The sequence below is a fragment of the Gordonia sp. CPCC 205515 genome (assembly GCF_048537925.1).
Taxonomy (GTDB): Bacteria; Actinomycetota; Actinomycetes; order Mycobacteriales; family Mycobacteriaceae; genus Gordonia.
Genome location: NZ_JBCLVJ010000020.1, coordinates 23,828 through 41,150, shown reverse-complemented (window position 1 = coordinate 41,150; position 17,323 = coordinate 23,828). Strand labels below are relative to the sequence as shown.

General features: G+C 66.5%; 13 protein-coding genes. 6 read left to right on the top strand and 7 right to left on the bottom strand.

What is annotated here, in order from left to right; genetic code table 11:
* Window positions 1–27 precede the first annotated feature (27 nt).
* Entirely contained in the window at window positions 28–1,104 is a 1,077-nt protein-coding gene (locus AAFP30_RS25655) for an NAD-dependent epimerase/dehydratase family protein (RefSeq protein ID WP_419232875.1), read from the top strand.
* Window positions 1,101–1,808 (top strand): CPBP family intramembrane glutamic endopeptidase, encoded by a 708-nt coding sequence (locus tag AAFP30_RS25650; protein ID WP_419232874.1) that lies wholly within the window; start codon window positions 1,101–1,103, stop codon window positions 1,806–1,808. The genes AAFP30_RS25655 and AAFP30_RS25650 overlap by 4 nt, the downstream gene beginning before the upstream one ends.
* 80 nt (window positions 1,809–1,888) lie before the next feature.
* Here the strand turns inward: AAFP30_RS25650 and AAFP30_RS25645 are convergent, their stop codons facing one another.
* Complete coding sequence (locus AAFP30_RS25645; RefSeq protein WP_419232873.1) at window positions 1,889–2,674, bottom strand: MBL fold metallo-hydrolase; 786 nt, start codon at window positions 2,672–2,674, stop codon at window positions 1,889–1,891.
* A gap of 34 nt (window positions 2,675–2,708) precedes the next feature.
* Between AAFP30_RS25645 and AAFP30_RS25640 the strand changes: the two genes are divergently transcribed.
* From AAFP30_RS25640 to AAFP30_RS25630, 3 genes are all read left to right on the top strand, one after another.
* Window positions 2,709–4,676, top strand: a complete 1,968-nt coding sequence (locus tag AAFP30_RS25640) for an alkaline phosphatase family protein (RefSeq protein WP_419232872.1) — start codon at window positions 2,709–2,711, stop codon at window positions 4,674–4,676.
* A gap of 68 nt (window positions 4,677–4,744) precedes the next feature.
* Window positions 4,745–5,275 (top strand): Uma2 family endonuclease, encoded by a 531-nt coding sequence (locus AAFP30_RS25635; RefSeq protein WP_419232871.1) that lies wholly within the window; start codon window positions 4,745–4,747, stop codon window positions 5,273–5,275.
* Window positions 5,276–5,332: 57 nt separating this feature from the next.
* A complete protein-coding gene (locus AAFP30_RS25630) occupies window positions 5,333–5,998 on the top strand; it encodes an O-methyltransferase (RefSeq protein WP_419232870.1) in 666 nt (221 codons plus the stop codon).
* Between the two features lie 202 nt (window positions 5,999–6,200).
* Here AAFP30_RS25630 and AAFP30_RS25625 read toward each other — a convergent pair whose 3' ends face one another.
* The 3 genes from AAFP30_RS25625 to AAFP30_RS25615 are packed head-to-tail and all read right to left on the bottom strand — an operon-like array spanning window position 6,201 to window position 8,081.
* A complete protein-coding gene (locus AAFP30_RS25625; RefSeq protein ID WP_419232869.1) occupies window positions 6,201–6,605 on the bottom strand; it encodes a nuclear transport factor 2 family protein in 405 nt (134 codons plus the stop codon).
* Window positions 6,606–6,637: 32 nt separating this feature from the next.
* Complete coding sequence (locus AAFP30_RS25620; RefSeq protein WP_419232868.1) at window positions 6,638–7,498, bottom strand: SDR family oxidoreductase; 861 nt, start codon at window positions 7,496–7,498, stop codon at window positions 6,638–6,640.
* Window positions 7,499–7,508: 10 nt separating this feature from the next.
* Window positions 7,509–8,081, bottom strand: coding sequence for a TetR/AcrR family transcriptional regulator (locus AAFP30_RS25615; RefSeq protein WP_419232867.1), 573 nt, complete (start codon window positions 8,079–8,081; stop codon window positions 7,509–7,511).
* A 204-nt stretch (window positions 8,082–8,285) separates the two neighbouring features.
* Here AAFP30_RS25615 and AAFP30_RS25610 point away from each other — a divergent pair, with 204 nt between their 5' ends.
* Window positions 8,286–9,731: an MFS transporter gene (locus AAFP30_RS25610; protein ID WP_419232866.1), complete on the top strand. Its 1,446-nt coding sequence runs from the start codon at window positions 8,286–8,288 to the stop codon at window positions 9,729–9,731.
* Window positions 9,732–9,812: 81 nt separating this feature from the next.
* On the opposite strand, the gene glgX is transcribed toward AAFP30_RS25610, so the two are convergent.
* The 3 genes from glgX to AAFP30_RS25595 form a co-directional block, all read right to left on the bottom strand.
* Window positions 9,813–12,035 carry a glycogen debranching protein GlgX gene (gene glgX, locus AAFP30_RS25605; RefSeq protein ID WP_419232865.1) on the bottom strand — a complete coding sequence of 741 codons (2,223 nt, stop codon included), beginning with the start codon at window positions 12,033–12,035 and terminating at the stop codon, window positions 9,813–9,815.
* Between the two features lie 446 nt (window positions 12,036–12,481).
* A complete protein-coding gene (locus tag AAFP30_RS25600) occupies window positions 12,482–15,910 on the bottom strand; it encodes a protein kinase domain-containing protein (protein ID WP_419232864.1) in 3,429 nt (1,142 codons plus the stop codon).
* Window positions 15,911–16,001: 91 nt separating this feature from the next.
* Window positions 16,002–17,273: a benzoate/H(+) symporter BenE family transporter gene (locus tag AAFP30_RS25595; protein WP_419232863.1), complete on the bottom strand. Its 1,272-nt coding sequence runs from the start codon at window positions 17,271–17,273 to the stop codon at window positions 16,002–16,004.
* Between the last annotated feature and the right edge of the window lie 50 nt (window positions 17,274–17,323).

The following is a 17,323-nucleotide window of genomic DNA, read 5'->3' as shown; positions in this document are numbered from 1 at the left end:
CCAGGATTCGCCCCTAGCGTCGAGCACATGAGAGCTTTGGTCACCGGCGCTACCGGCTACGTGGGATCCCGGCTGGTCTGCGCGCTCCTCGCCGCCGGCCACGACGTGGTCGTCACCTCCCACCGTCCCGAGTCCGTCGACCGTTTCGGCTGGTCCGACGAGGTCAGCGCGGTTCCTATGGACGTCGACGACCCGAGTTCGGTGACCGAGGCCCTGCAGTCCACCTCGCCCATCGACGTCGTCTACTACCTGGTGCACGGCATCGGGAGCGCCGACTTCGGCGAGTCGGATGCCCTGGCTGCAGGCGCGGTTGCCAAGGCGGCCGCGGACGCGAACGTCCGTCGGATCGTCTACCTGGGCGGCTTCGTGCCCGACGGCGACAAGGAGAAGCTCTCCACCCATCTACGGTCGCGGGCGGCAGTCGGCGAAGCGCTAGAGATCGACGGCGGAGCCGACCTGGTGTGGCTGCGCGCTGCGGTGATTCTGGGTGCCGGGTCGACGTCGTTCGAGATCATTCGCTACGTCGCGGATCGGCTGGCGGTGATCCCCGAACCGGGCTGGGCCAACAATCCGATGGACCCGATCTCGGTGCGCGACGTCGTGCACTACCTAGTTGCGGTGGCCGATCCGGACATACCGGCGGGCGCCTACGACATCGCCGGTCCCGACGAGGACGCGCGCTACCGAACGGTGCTGTCGGAGTATCTGCACGCCATCCGGCAGCCTCGGTTGCGGATACCGGTCCCGCACGTCAGCACCAAGATCGCGGGCCGTGTCGCCGGGCTGTTGGTGCCGGTGCCGACGGCGTTGACCGCCGACCTCGTGACATCGCTGAATCATCCGATGCATGCCTCTGAGCACGCGATTCGCGACCTGGTGCCCGACCCGCCGGGCGGCCTCACGTCGATGCACGACGCCGTGGAGAAGTCGGTCCGCACCCCAGCTCCGCGCGCGGTCGACGCGCTGGTCGACGTGCATCACCTCGCCGACACCGACCCGGAGTGGGCCGGCGGCGACCTCATGCGACTGCGCCGACGGGTGGGCAGTGTTGTCGACGTGGCCACCCGACCGGTACGAAACGTGGTATCGATGCTGACAGGATGATCACCACCACTCAATTGCTGAGCGAGGTCACCGCCGAGGCTCCCGACACCACTGTCGACGCCCCGGCGGCGACGCGACGACGCCGCGCGGTGGTGGCAATCTTCTTGGTCGTGGGTGCGGTGATCCTCGGCTTCTCGCTGACCTCGGAACCCGGCGACGCATCGTTCTATCCCCTCACCGTTGCCCTCGGCGCCACCTGGGTCATCGGCGGGTTGTTGTCTGGGCCGATCCGACTCGGTCGCTTCGGTGTCGAGTCGACGCCCAGCCGACTCGGGGCGACCGTTCTCGGACTTGCGGTCGGGTTAGGGGTCGGCGTCGCGTTCGTCGTCGGGGCCTTGATCACGCGCGAGATCCCGGTCCTGAGCGATCTCGTCACCGACGTACTCGCGCTCCGCGATCAGGGCAGCCTCCTCGCGGTCACGCTGATCACCCTCGGCAACGGTGTCGCCGAGGAGATCTTCTTCCGCGGCGCGGTCTATTCAGCGGCACAACGGCATTGGCCGATCCTGGTGTCGACGGTGCTCTACACCGCGGCCACCCTCGCGAGCGGCAACCCGATGCTCGGGTTCGCCGCGATCATCCTCGGCGCCGCGTGCGCGGTGCTGCGCCGCTGCACCGACGGCGTTCTCGCCCCCATCTGCACGCACGTCGTGTGGGGTGCGATCGTGCTCTTCGCGCTCCCGCCCATCTTCACCGCTGGTTGAGCCCGACGCTGGTCAAAACCCCATGCGATGACCACCGTGGTTTCGACGGACGCCGCCTCGGCTAACGCCTCGGAGGCTGCTCAACCAGCGGGTAAGCAGTCCCCCGGCACCAGCTCAACCCCCCGCACCCCACGCGCATCGGCCAACCGCACAAACTCCGCGCCCGGCCCGTCGAACATCTCCGGCCGTACCCGGTCGAGTCCGATCGGCCACAACGTCCCGAAGTGAATCGGCACGGACGTACCGGCACCGAGTCGTTCGGCCGCAATCGCCGCGCGCCCCGGATCCATGTGCCCGACACCCAACGTCGGACCCCACCCGCCCACAGGCAGCAGCGCGACGTCGGGGTCGCGCACCCAGTCGTCGAGATCCGGATAGAGGTCGGTGTCCCCTGCGAAGTACGTCGTCGCATCGCCGACGACGACGAACCCGAGCGCCGGTGTCCGTTCCGGTCCGCGCCGCCACCGGCGCCCGTCGTGATCGGCGGGCACCACCCGGATCACGACGTCACCGATCGGCACTTCGTCGCCGGGTTCCACCTCGATTAGCCGCGCCCCCACCCGCCGCAGCGCCGGGAACTCGTCGGGCGCACGCCGCGGCACGACCACCGGGATGTGCGCGTCCAGCTTCCGCAGCGACGGCAGGTGCGTGTGATCGGCATGGAGGTGTGAGAGCAGTACCACGTCTGGTGTGAACACCTCCGGATCGGTCGGCACCGCACCTCGTCGGCGACGCAGGTGCGCCACCCGCGCGGTGAGGACGGGATCGGTCAACACGGTGGTTCCGCGATCGGTGATCAGCGTGGTGGCATGACCGAGCCACCGGATCTGTGGCCGCCGATCCTCGTCCCCCGGTGCATCGGACATACCGTCTACCATCCCAGACGAACGAAAGGGTGCCATGCGGATCACGTCCAAAGCGATCGGTGTCGGGATCGAAGTCGTCATCGTGTGGGTGCTGACCGCCATCGCCCTCCTGGTGCTCGACGCGATGCTCGACGGCGTCAAGCTGCACCCGGTGACCATCGATGACCATCAGACGACGCTGCCCGCCGCCCTGGCACTCGCACTGGTCTTCGGTCTCCTCAACATCGTGCTGTGGCCGCTGATCGTGCGGGCGATGACCTGGGTTGGTCCGGTCGTCCTGTTCCTCGCGGTGTTCGTGTCGAGCGGGGCGTTGCTGTTGTTATCACTGGAGATTGTGCCCGCTGCGTCGGTCTCCAACACTCTCGACGTGTTCATCATGGCGATGCTGCTGTCACTGTTCTATTCATTCGCGGGCAGCGTGATCGCCTCCCGCTCCGATACCGCCTATCGCTCGATGCAGGTGCGCCGGCAACGATTTCGCCTGCGCCACAGCACCCCGACGACCCAACCGGGATTGCTGTGCCTTCAGATCGACGGCCTCGGTCACGGCGTGCTGCGCCGCGCGATCGCCGACGGCGTCACCCCCACGTTGGCCAAACTCGTCCGCGAAAGTCACCGCCTGATGCCGTGGCACACCGATTGGAGCAGCCAGACCGGCGCCTCACAGCTCGGAATCCTGCACGGCTCCAACCACAATGTGCCGGCGTTCCGCTGGTACGACAAGACCACCCGCCAGATCGCGGTCTTCAGCGATCCCGGTAGCAACGAGCAACGCGAACTCGAACGTGCCGACATCCCTGGCCTTCTCGCCGTCGACGGCGCGAGCCGCGGCAACCTGTTCACCGGCGGTGCCGACGACAATGTCCTCGTCGTCAGCCGGATGCGCGGGGCCCGACTCGGCGGCGGTGCCGGCTATTCGTCGTACTTTCTCGACCCGTCGAATGCCGTGCGGACCGTGGCGCGGATGGTCGCCGAGATCCAACGCGAGATCCGACAAGCGTTGCGGCAGAGTCGACGCGACGTGCAACCGCGGGTACGACGAGGTGGGGTCTATCCGTTCGTTCGGGCGTTCGCCACCGTCGTGGCCACCGACATCACCGCCGCGGCCGTCGTCCGCGACCTCATCGCCGGACGGAGTATCATCTACGCCGACCTCATCGGCTACGACGAGGTCTCGCATCACTCGGGTCTGGCCCGGCCGGAAACCCTTGCCGTGCTGACGAAAATCGATGAAATGATCCGCCTATTGCTCGCCGTCGTCGACCAGGCCGACCGCGACTACCACGTCGTATTCCTGTCCGATCATGGCCAGAGTCAAGGCGCCACCTTCTCCCAACGGTATGACGAAAGCCTGGAGCAGGTGGTACACCGCTTGTGCGGCATGCCGATTCCATCGAACGACAAGGACACCACCACCGCGACCGAGGGCTACCTCTATGCCTCTGCCAGCGTCGGCGGCGCGACGGCCGCCTCTGCCGAATCGGTTCCCGACGACGACCGCCCCGTCGTCCTCGGCTCCGGCAACCTCGGTCTCATCAGCTTTCCCACGCTGCCGGGCCGCGCTACCGCCGAAGCCATCGAATCTGCCTATCCCGGACTACTTCTCGGCCTCCGTAATCATCCGGGCGTCGGCTTCCTGCTGGTGGCGCAGTCCGGCGGCGGTTCGGTGGTGCTCGGCGCCGAAGGGTCCGTGGATCTCGCCACCGGCACCGTGTACGGGCGCAATCCGCTCGACGGATTCGGCGACGATGCACTCGAAAAGGTCCGCCGCACAGACTCGTTCGACAATGTCGCCGACATCATGGTGAGCAGCGCCTATTGGCCGGAAACCGACGAGGTGGCGGCCTTCGAGGAACAGGTCGGCTCGCACGGCGGCATGGGCGGACCGCAGAGCACACCGTTCCTGCTCTATCCGGTCACCCTCCCCGAGCCACCAGATCCGTTGCACGGCGCGGAGAATGTGCATCGGGTGTTGGCGGGGTGGCGGGATCTGCCGCAATGAACGCGTTCCTTCCACAGTGCTGTGGATAACAATCGCGCTGATCTGCCGCCGGCGGATAGAATGACACCATGACAGCTGCTCCCGCACCCCAGTTGCTGTCCCTGGCGGAGTGGCGCGCACTCCCCGAAGACGACACCGTCCGCATCGAACTCCAGGAGGGTGTGCGCATCGCGCTGCCTCGGGCCACCAAGATTCACGCGCAGATCGTGGCTCGCCTCATGCTGCAACTCGGAGTCCAGCTACCAAGTCACATCGAAGCACTGACCGATGTCGATCTGGTCGTCAACCCGGCGACCCCGGCTACCGTCCGAGTACCTGACATCGTCATCTGCAGGAAGACAAACGACACCTGGCTCGCAACTGACGATGTAATGGTCGTCGTTGAGGTTCTTTCGCCGGGAACCCGGCGCACCGACCTGGTAACCAAACGCAGCGAGTACGCCGAAGCAGGCGTCAAGCACTACTGGATCATCGATCCCACGGACCGGATCCTGACCGCCCTCGAGTTGACGCCGCACGGCTACGACGGCCGAGACGTCTCCGGCGTCTGGACGACGACGGTGCCGTTCACGGCCACCATCGACCTCGACGCGCTCTGACTCCAGCGCACAGCCAACCCACAGCGCTCACGCAGCCAGCGGGTCTACCGTGGCCAGATGACCACTTCTCTTGACTCCGGTCCGGTAGCGGACACCATCGCCCGCCTTTACGAGAACGCGCACGCGCAGTTCGCCAATCGCCCGCCTCGCCCCGAAGGCGCGCCGCCGCGCCGCGAGCCCAGCGGCACCGCCGCCGAACGCGCGAAGGCTGCCGAGGATCGCTACATGCCGGTGAGCGAGCTGACGGGCACCCTGATGTACTCGCTGATCCGCGCCACGCGTCCCAGCGTCATTGTCGAATTCGGTATGTCGTATGCCATTTCGACGCTGCACGCGGCAGCAGCGGTGCGCGACAACGGCGTCGGCCACGTCTACACCACCGAGCTGAGCGAGAAGAAGCTCGCCGTCGCGCCCACCACCCTCGCCGAGGCCGGCGTCGCCGACCTCGTCACCGTTCTCGGCGGCGACGCACTCGAGACCCTGAAATCCGTTGACGGCGAGATCGGTTTCGTTCTCCTCGACGGATGGAAGGAGATGTATCTGCCGATCCTGGAACTGCTCGAGCCGCAATTGCCCACCGGCGCACTGATCCTCGCCGACAACACCGAGAGCCCCGAGGCCGCATCGTTCCTCGACCGCGTGCGTAATCCCGAAAACGGTTACACCAGTGTGAATCTCCCGGCCAAGCACACCGACACCATGGAGTTGTCCTGTCGGGTGTGAGTGCGCCTTGCCCTCGCTCGTCGATCCGCCCCTCGCCCGTTGAGCCACCCCTCGCCCGCCGAGCCACCCCTCGCTCGCCGAGCCGCCCCTCGCTCGTTGAGCGCGACGAGCGAGCGAAGCGAGCCCGACGCTGGTCGAAACGAGCATCGCAAATGGGCGGCACCGGGTTTCGACACGGTCGGCTCCTCCGTCGCCGGCCTGCTCAACCAGCGGTTGTGGTACCCGCAGCCATTTTGACGATGTTGTCGAACCGCGCACCCATCTCCTTGGCCAACGCCTCGGCCGCACGCAGGGGTCGCACCATCACCATCAACTCGGCGACCTTGCCCTCGTCGTCGAAGAGCAGGAAGTCGGCGCCGGTGACCGCGAGTCCGCCGACCTTCGCTTCGAAGACGAGCACCTGATTCGCGTCGCCGTCGGCGCCGATCTCCCGCACGTAATGAAAGTCCTCGAACACCTCCACGACGTTGCGCAGGATGGCCGACGTGATGGCCTTGCCCTCATAGGGTTTGAACGCGACGGGGCTGCGGAAGATCACGTCGTCGGCGAGCAGTGCGTCCACTGCCGCCATATCGTGCTTCTCGACGGCTTCACGGAAAGTCGACATCGTAGAGGGTCCTTTCGGTCGGGATCTTTCGTTCAGTATTGCGCGACTTGCCCGTCACGCGGCGCGCGGTACATGGCCCAGAGCATGCGGGGGATGGCCCGCAACGGCAGCGGCCGCGGCCAGTCGCGGGTGCGGAGCAACGCCTCGGTACCGCCGTCGATGACGATGACGCTGCCCACCAGGAAGTCCGCCGACGGCGAGAGCATCATCAGCACCCAGTCCGCCAACTGTTCCGGCGTGCCGTATTGGCGGGCCGGCACCGGGAACGACCGCACTTGCGAGCCGGTGCTGGAGTCCAACTGCGACTGGAGCAATGGCGTCATCACCGGCCCGGGCGCGATCACGTTGAGCCGGATACCCGCTCCCGCCCAGTCCTTACGTACTGCGCGCTCACGGCACCACAGACTGACCGCGACCTTGGACGCCGCGTAGGCCACCGGTCCCGACACCCCGACGCGTCGTCGGATCTGCCGCACCGCCGGGTCGACGTCGCCGGCCATCAGCCGACGAATCGCCCGCCGCGGGACCAACGGCGTGGACGTCGTCGAATTCGAGCCGAAGACAACGACTTTGGCTCCGTCCGCCGCCGCCAACGCGGGCCGGAACGCGTCGAGGAGTTCGGTGGCGCCGAGGACGTTGACCTCGACGATCATCCGCTCACGACCCTTGCCCGGCCCGAGACCCGCAGCGAAGACCGCACCATCGAGGCGGCCGCCGCACGCCTTGAGTACCTCGCCGATCGCCGTGCGACGACCGACTCCGGTCGAGAGATCGGCGATCACGTCGGCGTCGTGCAGATCCACCCCGATCACCGTGTGGCCATCGAGCCGCAGCCGATCGGCCACAGCAGCCCCGATGCCCGATGCCGCACCCGTCACCACATACACACCCACGCTGTCCCCCTCAGTCCGGTTCCTCGAGCAACGGTGCCACCATGCGCCGCACATATCGCGCGATGTCGTCGACATCGGCGGCCGCGAGTTCTGGACTCCCGATGCGATCGCGCATCACCGTGATGCCGACAACCAACGCGTTGATCAGCTCCGCACGCAACCGACGGTCGGGGCCGGCCAGTCGGTTGCCCAATGTTTCGGTGAACGTCTTCTCGACCGTGGACCGGATGACCTCGTTCACCGTGTCACTGTCTAGGACCCCGATGAGTTGGCTCGTCAGTCCACCGCCCGCTCGGCCGGCCTCGAGCACGGAATGCAGAATCCCGTCGGACACCTCGTCGAGTGGAGCACTGGCCAGGAACTCGGCGACCGGGTTGTTGCTGGTCTGGACGGCCTCGACGAACAAGTTCTCCTTGGAGCCGAAGTAGCGGTTGATCAGCGCCTGGTTGACACCGGCCTCGGCGGCGATGTCGCGGGTGGTGACGTGGGCCCCGTGTTCGGCGAGCAAGGTCCGGGTCGCTACCAACAACGACTCCCGGGTGGCCGCCGCATTACGGCGACGCGGCTCCTCCACATCGGACACTTCTCACCTCCCCTGACGCAGTCGACTCTAGGGCAGTGACCTGCACCACCCAATGTAATCATCTGTTGACTTGCCTCGGCAACCGAGCGTAGCGTCATAAGTCGTCAGTCGTTTACATCTGCCGCGCGCTCGTCGACGTTGCTGTGCGCCGCCACGAGATCGAGAACGACCATCCACCACGTGCTGTCTAAGGAGTCTCTCGCCATGGATTCACCCCAAGTGGGCGTCCGGTCAACCGGCGTCGTCGCGACGCTCGCGTTCGCCGGAACCGTCGCCGCGATCATGCAGACGCTGGTCACCCCACTACTGCCCCAACTGCCCACCATTCTGAACACGTCGCCGTCGAACTCGAACTGGGTCATCACCGTGACCCTGCTCGTCGCCGCGGTCTTCGTTCCGGTCACCGGACGACTCGGCGACCTCATCGGTAAGAAGCGTGTCCTGCTCGCGCTGACCGTGCCGCTGTTCGCCGGCTCGGTGGTGTGCGCGCTGTCGACATCGGTGTGGCCGATGATCATCGGCCGCGGCCTGCAAGGTCTCGGCATGGGCATGGTGCCGCTCGGCATCGCCCTGCTGCGCGACGCCGTGCCGCGCGAGAAGCTCAGTTCCTCGATCGCATTGGTCAGCGCGTCGATGGGTATCGGCGGCGGGCTCGGTCTGCCGCTGGCAGCCGCCGTGGCCGAATACTCCAGTTGGCATGTGCTGTTCTGGGGTTCGGCCGTACTCGCGGTGATCATCGCCGTCCTGGTCTGGACGTTCATCCCCGATGTCCCGCCGGCCGCGACCGGCCAGCGCTTCGACGCGCTGGGCGCCGTGTTGCTCGGCGTCGGACTCGTCTGCCTGCTGCTCGGGGTGTCGAAGGGCGCCGACTGGGGCTGGACCTCGGGCACCGTCATCGGTCTGTTCGTCGGCGCGGTGATCGCGTTGCTCGCCTGGGGCGCTTGGGAACTGCGCACTCGTGAGCCGCTGATCGATCTGCGCACCACCGCCCGTCCGCGAGTGCTGACCACCAACATCGCGTCGATCTTCGTGGGTATCGGCATGTATTCATCGATGCTCGTCTTCCCGCAGCTGCTGCAGCTGCCCGAGGCCACGGGCTACGGTCTCGGCCAGTCAATGCTGGCGACCGGTCTGTGGATGCTGCCCGGCGGACTGATGATGATGATCGTCTCGCCGATGGGCGGCAAGCTCACCGACGCCCGCGGCCCCAAGGTCACGCTGATGTGCGGCACCGCCGTGCTGGCCGCCGGTTACCTTCTGTCGCTGCCGCTCTCGGGCAGCACGTGGGGCATCATGGTGTCGCTGATGATCATGAACAGCGGTGTCGGCCTGGCCTACGGGGCAATGCCCGCACTCATCATGGGTTCGGTGCCGCTCTCGGAAACCGCTGCCGCCAACGGCTTCAACACGCTGATGCGCTCGCTCGGCACCTCCATCGGCGCCGCCGTCATCGGTGCGGTACTCGCCCAGATGACCATCACCATGGGTGGCCACACAATGGCTTCGGAGGCCGGCTTCCGGACCGCACTGATCATCGGTGCCGGTGTGTCGCTGGTGGCACTGGCCATCGCCGCGGCGATCCCGCGCAGCAAGGATGCCGGGGAGCCCGAGTCCACCGTGACCGAAGAGCTGGCGGACGCCCCGGCGTAATCGTCGCACCACAAGAGCTCAGGTTCCCATCACAAACTCACCCTGCATGGTGAGCTTCTGGTGGGAACCTGAGCGTTTGCGTCACTCCCGCCGACGCCCCACCAGAATGACCGCGGTTCGTGCGCTCGCGAGGTAGTGGTCCCCGGGATCGATCAGCACCTCGTCGTCGGGCGCCGCGAAGTCCTGTCCCGGTGGCAGGCAGGTGTCGATTGCCCGGTACCAGGAGTAGCCATCGGGTAACGGCGGCAACATGATCCACGCGTTCTGCGAGTCGGCGTTGAGGATGAAGTAGAGGCACGACACGCGTTGGCCGGGTAGCGCGTCCTCGGTGTCGATGCGGTAGCACAGGGTGTGCGCGAGCGGATTCGACCAGTCCGGTGCACCTCCGTCCGGACCGAACCAGGTCAGTTCGTCGACGAGGCCGGCGTCGTTGTCGGTCCCGAGCACGTACTTCCGGTGCTGCAGGGCTTTGAACCGTCGGGTCAGTGCGATGGCGCGGGTCGCGAACTCGAGGATGTCGCGGTTACGTTCGACGAGAGTCCAGTCGAACCAGGAGATCTCGTTGTCCTGGCAGTAGGCGTTGTTGTTGCCGCCCTGGGTGCGCAGGAACTCGTCGCCGCCGAGCAGCATCGGTGTGCCGGCGGAGAACAACAGGCGGCACAGGTGGTTCTTCACGAGCTGCCGACGGAGCGCGAGTACCTGCTCGTCGTCGGTGTCGCCTTCTGCCCCACAGTTCCACGAGTTGTTGTCGTCGGTTCCGTCACGGTTGCTCTCGCCATTGGCGTCGTTGTGTTTGTCGTTGTAGGACACCAGGTCATACATCGTGAAGCCGTCGTGACAGGTGATGAAGTTGATGCTGTTGTAGGCGGTGCGGCCGTCGTCGGCGTACAGGTCGGCCGAGCCGGTGACGCGGCGACCGAGGTCGGCGAGTTGTCCGTCGTCGCCTTTGACGAAGCGGCGCATGGTGTCCCGGAAGCGGCCGTTCCATTCCGACCAGTCCTGGCCGAAGTTGCCGACCTGATAGGTGCCGGTGTCCCAGGGTTCGGCGATCAGCACCACGTCGGCGAGGACCGGGTCAGCCTGCACCGCTTGGAAGAACGGGGCGTGCGTGGCGAAATCCTCCGACTTTCCGGTGCGCCCGAGAACGGAGGCGAGGTCGAAGCGGAAGCCGTCGACGTGCATGTGCTGCACCCAGTAGCGCAGCGCGTCGAGCACCATCGAAATGACTGTGGGACTGTCGAAGTCGAGGGTGTTGCCGCAGCCGCTGTAGTTCATGTAGTAGCGGCCGGGTTGGTCGTCGGGTCCGGTCAGGATGTAGTAGTTGGGGTTGTCGATGCCGCGGAACGACATCGTGGGCCCCATCTCGTTGCCTTCCCCGGAGTGGTTGAACACGACGTCGAGGATGACCTTGATGCCTGCTTTGTGGAGTTCGCGGACAAGGGTTTTGAACTCGTCGACCTGGCACCCGGGTTCGCGACCGGTGGAGTACGATGATTCCGGCGCAAAGAATCCGATCGTGTTGTAGCCCCAATAGTTGGTGAGTTCGCGGTCGTGGAGGAAGTCGTCGACGTAATACTCGTGTACCGGAAGGAGTTCGACGGCGTTGATGCCCAACTCGGTGAGGTATGGGATCTTGTCGACGAAGCCCAGATATGTTCCCGGCGCATCGACGCCGGAAGATTCGTGCGCGGTGAACCCTTTGGTGTGCACCTCGTAGATGATCAGTTCCGCCAGATCAAGATTCGGTGCGGTGTCGTCCTGCCAGTCGAAGGCGTTGTCGTCGACGACGATCGCCTTGGGCACGATCGGTCCGGAATCCCTGGTGTCCATGGCGAGTTCGGCGTCCCCGCCATCCGGGTCGTAGGCGAGTAGGAGGTTGTCGGTGTTGCGGAACTTCCCGGTGATCGCCTTGGCGTACGGGTCGAGGAGCACCTTGGCGGAGTTGAAGCGTAAGCCGTTCGCCGGGTCGTACGGGCCGTCGACACGGTAGCCGTAGAGCTGGCCGGCGCCTACGCCGTCGACCTGGACACTCCAGACTCCGTCGGTGGGATCCTTCAGGGCGATGACGTCGGACGGTTCGGCATCAGCGGCCGAATACAGCAGCAGGGACACAGCGGTGGCGTGCTGCGAGCGGATGGCGAAGTTCACCCCCGACGATGTCGGGGTGGCCCCCAGCGGCGTCTCGCTGCCGGCGGTGGTCACGCGGTCGGTCGGGACGCGACGCTGCTCCATGCAGCCATCGTCGTCGGCGCGGGCTGCGGGCGCAACCGCACACAATCTGCGGCCGTTCGTGAGTGCCGTCACTTCCTGTCGCCGAGGGCGATTGGGTGGTTTATGGTCGTCGTGTCGCTGCGATCGGATGCAGCGGCGGTCAATAATCACACAACATGTCGGGGGACATCATGGGATCTATCGAAACGATCATCGGGCTGTACCAGGTCTACCAACTGCTCCAGTCGTTGGGGATTTTCTGAGTCTGGCTTCCACCGCCGGTTGAGCAGCGACGAGCGAGCCTGCGAGCCCGACGCGTGTCGAAACCCCCACGCCTGTCATCGAATGGGTGGTTTCGACACGCTCGCTCGGCTGGCGCCTCGCGGGCTGCTCAACCAGCGGAAAGTGCACGCCGCTCGCCGGCGGAGAGCGGCCGCGGCTCAACCAGCGGAACGTGGTCGCGGCTCAACCAGCGGAACGTGGTCGCGGCTCAACCAGCGGAAAGTGGACCCCGCTCGCCGGCGGAGAGTGGCCGCAGCTCACCCAGCGGAGGAAGACCGCAACAGCCGCTCCACGAACTCCACTGGGACGGCGTCGAAGTCGGCGGTGATGTGTCCGTCACCCAGATCGACACGGATATCTTCGACGAGGTGACGGAAGATGTCGCCGCCGTCCATGGGATGCCGCGCCATGCCGGTCGTCGCACATCGCGCGAGAACCACTGCGGCGCACCGCTTCGCCTCGAACTCGCGGCCCGCGGCGGACAGACAGGTGGCGAGGAGTCGCTGCGAACGGAGCAGTGCGCGGGGGCGGCCGCTGTCGGCGAGTCGGTCGACCCATTCGCGGGCCCACCGGCAGGCGAGGTCGGTGCTGCCGTCCTCGATGAGCAATCGGATCGCCACTTCTTCGGTGAGTTGGGCGATCCGAATGGCGTTGGCCTTGGGCTCGATGGCCCGGTTGTCGTAGGGCACGCGGGAACGGAGTCCGCGGCGCGCAGGCAGCCCGAGGGCGGCCTGTTCGGCTTCGATGTGGGCGCGCAGGCGTCGTGAGCCGAGCTGTTCGGCGGTGTCCGCGCCGTCGTCGAGGATGTCGGCGGCTGCCTTGCGGTCGCCGTGGAAGACGGCCAGTCGCGCCCCAACCAGGAAGCGCGCCTTGATCATATCGGTCAATCCTTCGGCGACGCCGAGCCGGAACGCCTCGTCGAGCAGCTTGGCGGATTCGTCGATCCGACCCCGTTCGTAGAGCAGTTCGGCCAGCAGGACGCTGGCCAGTCGGGCGATCTGGGTTTGGCCGGAATGGGTGCGCCCGGACACCTGGACCGCGGTGCGGAAGCAGTGCTCGGCGCGGTCGAGATCGAGTTGCTCGAACCACGCGATACCGTCCAGGGCGTAGCCGTACATGCCGCCGTAGGGTCCGGTGTTCTGGTGGTGATAGGGCGCCGCCCACGCCTGCCAGCGGTGTGCCGCCGCGAAATCGAATCGTCCGGTTGCGCTGGCGGTTGCGGCGTTGGCTGCGGCCGAGACGACGAACGGCGGCACCGTGTCCGGATGTTCCAGACTTTCGTTGATGAGGTCGTCGACGCCGTCGAATCGGTCGGAGATCGCTCGCGCACAGGCTTCGGCAACATCGACCTCGGCCTTGATGACGGCGACGTCGAGATCGGCATCCCGCTGTGCCACCAGCGCCGCGTCCACCCGTTCGAGCGCGGCGTGCGCCGTGTCGGTGCGGTGCATCAGCATGTTGGACCAGCCGAGCCACAGCTGCAGCCACGGACTCGACGCCACCGCGAGCGGCGGCAATTTGTCGATGAGCCCGAGAAGTGTTGCCACGTGCGAGTGTTCGATCAGATCGCGGCCATGCTGCTCGACGAGTTCCACCGCACGCGGGGCATCGTCCGCGTCGAGCGCGTGATGTACCGACTCGGCGAGCAGGTTGTGATCGGCGAACCATTGTGATGCCGTGCGGTGCAACGGCGTCACACGTTCGGGGTGGTCGCGTTCGAGGCGACGGCGGAGGAACTCACCGAACAGCGGATGGAAGGAGAACCAGTCGCCGTCGTCGTCGTTGCGTCGCAGGAACAGGTCTCGCGTCTCGACATCCTCCAGCAGCGCCTGTCCGCGGGCCTCTCCGGACAGGGCAGTGGCCAGGCTCGCGCACACCCGATCCGGGATGGAGATGGTCAGCAGAAAGCTGAGCATCTCGGGTTCCAGTGCACCCAAGACGTTTTCGGCGAGAAAGTCGCCGATGGCGTGATGTCGTCCGGAGATGTGGCCGATGAGCTCGGCGGGTTTGTCCGCCCCACGCAGCGACAGGCACGCGAGCTGCAGCGCGGCCGCCCAGCCGTCGGTGGAGTTCCAGAGCTGCGTGATGTCGCTGCACTCGAGTTCGAGACCCGCGACGTCGACCAGGAACGACCGCGCTTCGTCGGCGTCGAAACATAGTCCGGCGACATCGATTTCGACGAGCTCGTCACTGACCCGCATCCGGCTCAGCGGCAAACCCGAGCGGGTACGGCTGGTGATGATCAACTGCAGGTGATGACTTCCATGATCGAGGAGGAACTCCATGGCGCCGAGTGCGGCAGGATCGGTGACCTGATGCCAGTCGTCAACGATCAGCGCCACCCGCTGCCCACGGTCGTGGATGGCATCGATCAGGGTGGTCAGGACGTACTGTTGCGCTTTGTCGCCGTGTTCTTCGATCATCTCAGCGAGGTCGCCGACGATGTCGGGGTCGACGCGGCGGATCGCCTCCAGCAGATGCGTGAGGAACCAGGTGGAGGTGTTGTCGTCGTCGTCGACGGTCAGCCACGCGACGGTGACCCCGTCGCGGGTCAACTCTTCGCCCCACTGGACGGCGACCGTTGTCTTGCCGTAGCCGACGGGCGCATGAATCAGGATGAGCCGCCGTTGCTCTCCCGCTCGCAGGATGTCCATCAGATGCTTACGTGGCACCTGGGCACGCGGCCGCAATGGGGGCCGGAACTTGGTGGCCGGCGTCGGTGGCGCGGTGGTGTGCTCGGGCGTCGACCGCGAGGGCACCGTGAGCAGTGGCGAGGACGCTGCTTCCACGGGGATCGCCATGTCGTCGACGGCGACACCGAGGCGCTGTTGGATGTCGCGGAGTTCGTTGCCGTAGTCGACGGCGCTGCGTGCCCGGTCCTCGGGTTCCCGGGACATGGCGTGTTCGACGGTGCGGCACACCTCATCGGGCACACCCGCCTTGCGCAGATCGGGGACGGGTTGGCTGGCGATCCGCAGGAATTGCGCGACGACCTGTTCGCCGCTGCGTCGTTCGAAGGCCGCGTGTCCGGTCAGCGCGCAGAACAGTGTGGCGCCCAGTCCGTAGATGTCGGAGGCCACCGTGGGCTCCCCGCCCGCGAGGAGTTCGGGGGCGGTGAATGCCGGCGATCCGGTGACCATGTCGGTCTCGGTTTCGAAGCCGCCGGAGATGCGGGCGATGCCGAAGTCGGTGAGCTGTGGTTCGCCGTATTCGGTGAGCAGGATGTTGCCGGGCTTCATGTCGCGGTGCAGGGTGCCGCTGCGATGTGCGGTCTCCAGCGCACCGCACATCTTGACGCCCAGGTGCAGGACGTCGCGCCATTCGAGGGGGCCGTGCGCTCGAATGCGGGCATCCAGGGAGCCGTGCGCGTGGAACGGCATGACGATGAACGGAAACGCGCCCGGCGTCGCACCGACCTCGAGGATGTTGACGATATTTGGATGCCCCGACAGCCGGCCCATCGCGCGCTGCTCACGCATGAAACGTTCGACGCTGGCCGGGTCGAAGTGATCGGTGAGGACCTTGACCGCGACCGTCCGGTCGAGAGCGGGCTGCTCGCAGCGGTACACCACACCGAAGCCGCCGCGGCCGACGACGATCGGTTCGTCGAACCCGGACGCACGGAGTTCCCCGGCGATGTCGGGAGCGACATCCCGCTGCGTCGTCAGCGGATCGTGAGCGTCCATCCGGCTGTCCTCGGGCCCAAGTGTGGTGCTGCACTCACCCTAGTGGCTCGGTACGCGAGCCGTGCGATTCCGGCAATTCGACGCGGGCGGGTTACCCGGCTCGGCGTGCCCGGAAATCATCGCGCTCGACCAGGAACGACACCGCCACCCCGGCGATCAGTCCCCAGAACGCGGCACCGATGTTGAGGAAGTCCAGTTCCGAGATCGACACCAGGAAGGTCACCAGCGCGCCCATGGTGAACCGCGCCTCGAATGCCGCCCGGAACGCGTTCTGCAGGGCGCCGAGGAGGGCGAGTCCGCCGACGGTCGCGATGAACGCCGCCGGCATCGCCAGCATGAGGTCGACGAACGCCGGCGCGAACAGCCCGACGCCGACCGCGAGGATGCCGAACGTCAGCGCCGCGGTGTACTGACGCTGCCGTTCCCCGCTCGCGACGAGCAACGCGTTGGTCGGACCGGCGAGGCACGACGACACCGCACCGAACGCCGAGGCCAGCATCGACCAGACACCGGCCGCGATGGTCACCGCGTTCACCGGCGGACGGTGACCGGCGACCTGCAGGATCGCGACGCCCTGACCGTTCTGCACGACGATCACCGTGATCGCGAGCGGGACGACCAACTCGAGCATCGCCCGCAAGCTGAACTCCGGTGCCTGCAGCACGGGTGCGGCGAACCAGGTCGTCGACCCCGATTGCGGCTGGAAGCTGCCGGTCACCGCGACTGCGATCGCGCCGACGAGGAAGGCGCCGATGATCGGCGGCATCCACCGCCGCAGCACCGCGTGACTCTGCAGCACGAAGAAGACGACGACAATCGGAATGGCAATGGCGGGATCGCCGCCCACCGACTTCACGATGTCCACACCGAAGTGCAGGAACACCCCGGCGACCATCGCCATCACGATCGGCTGCGGCAGTGCGGCCATGACGTGCCCGACCTGCCCGGTCACACCGATCAGCGTGATCAGTGCGCCGGTCACCAGGAACGCCCCGAGCACTTCCGGCCACGAGAGGTGACCCAACGACGACCCGACGAGCACGGTCCCCGGGATGGTCCACGCGAAGGCCAGCGGCATGCGGTACACCCAGCTGGTGATCATGGTGAGGATGCCGTTGAGCACGAACACCCCGAAGATCCACGACGACAACTGCGCGGCACTCAGATGCCCGGCGGCACCGGCAGCCAGGATGATCGCCACCGGACCGGAGGCGGAAAAGATCAGTCCGACAACGCCATTGACCAGATAGGTGCCACCGAAATCCTGCAGCACGCGCCGCGGCCGCAGCACCGGGCCGGGCGGACGCTCGATCATGCCGACCATCGGGCTCGGCGGGTGTGTCGTTGTCGCGGACTCGGACATCGTCGAGCGCTCCTCAGTTCGGCTACAGGTGGGCTGGCGAGGTGGCCGAA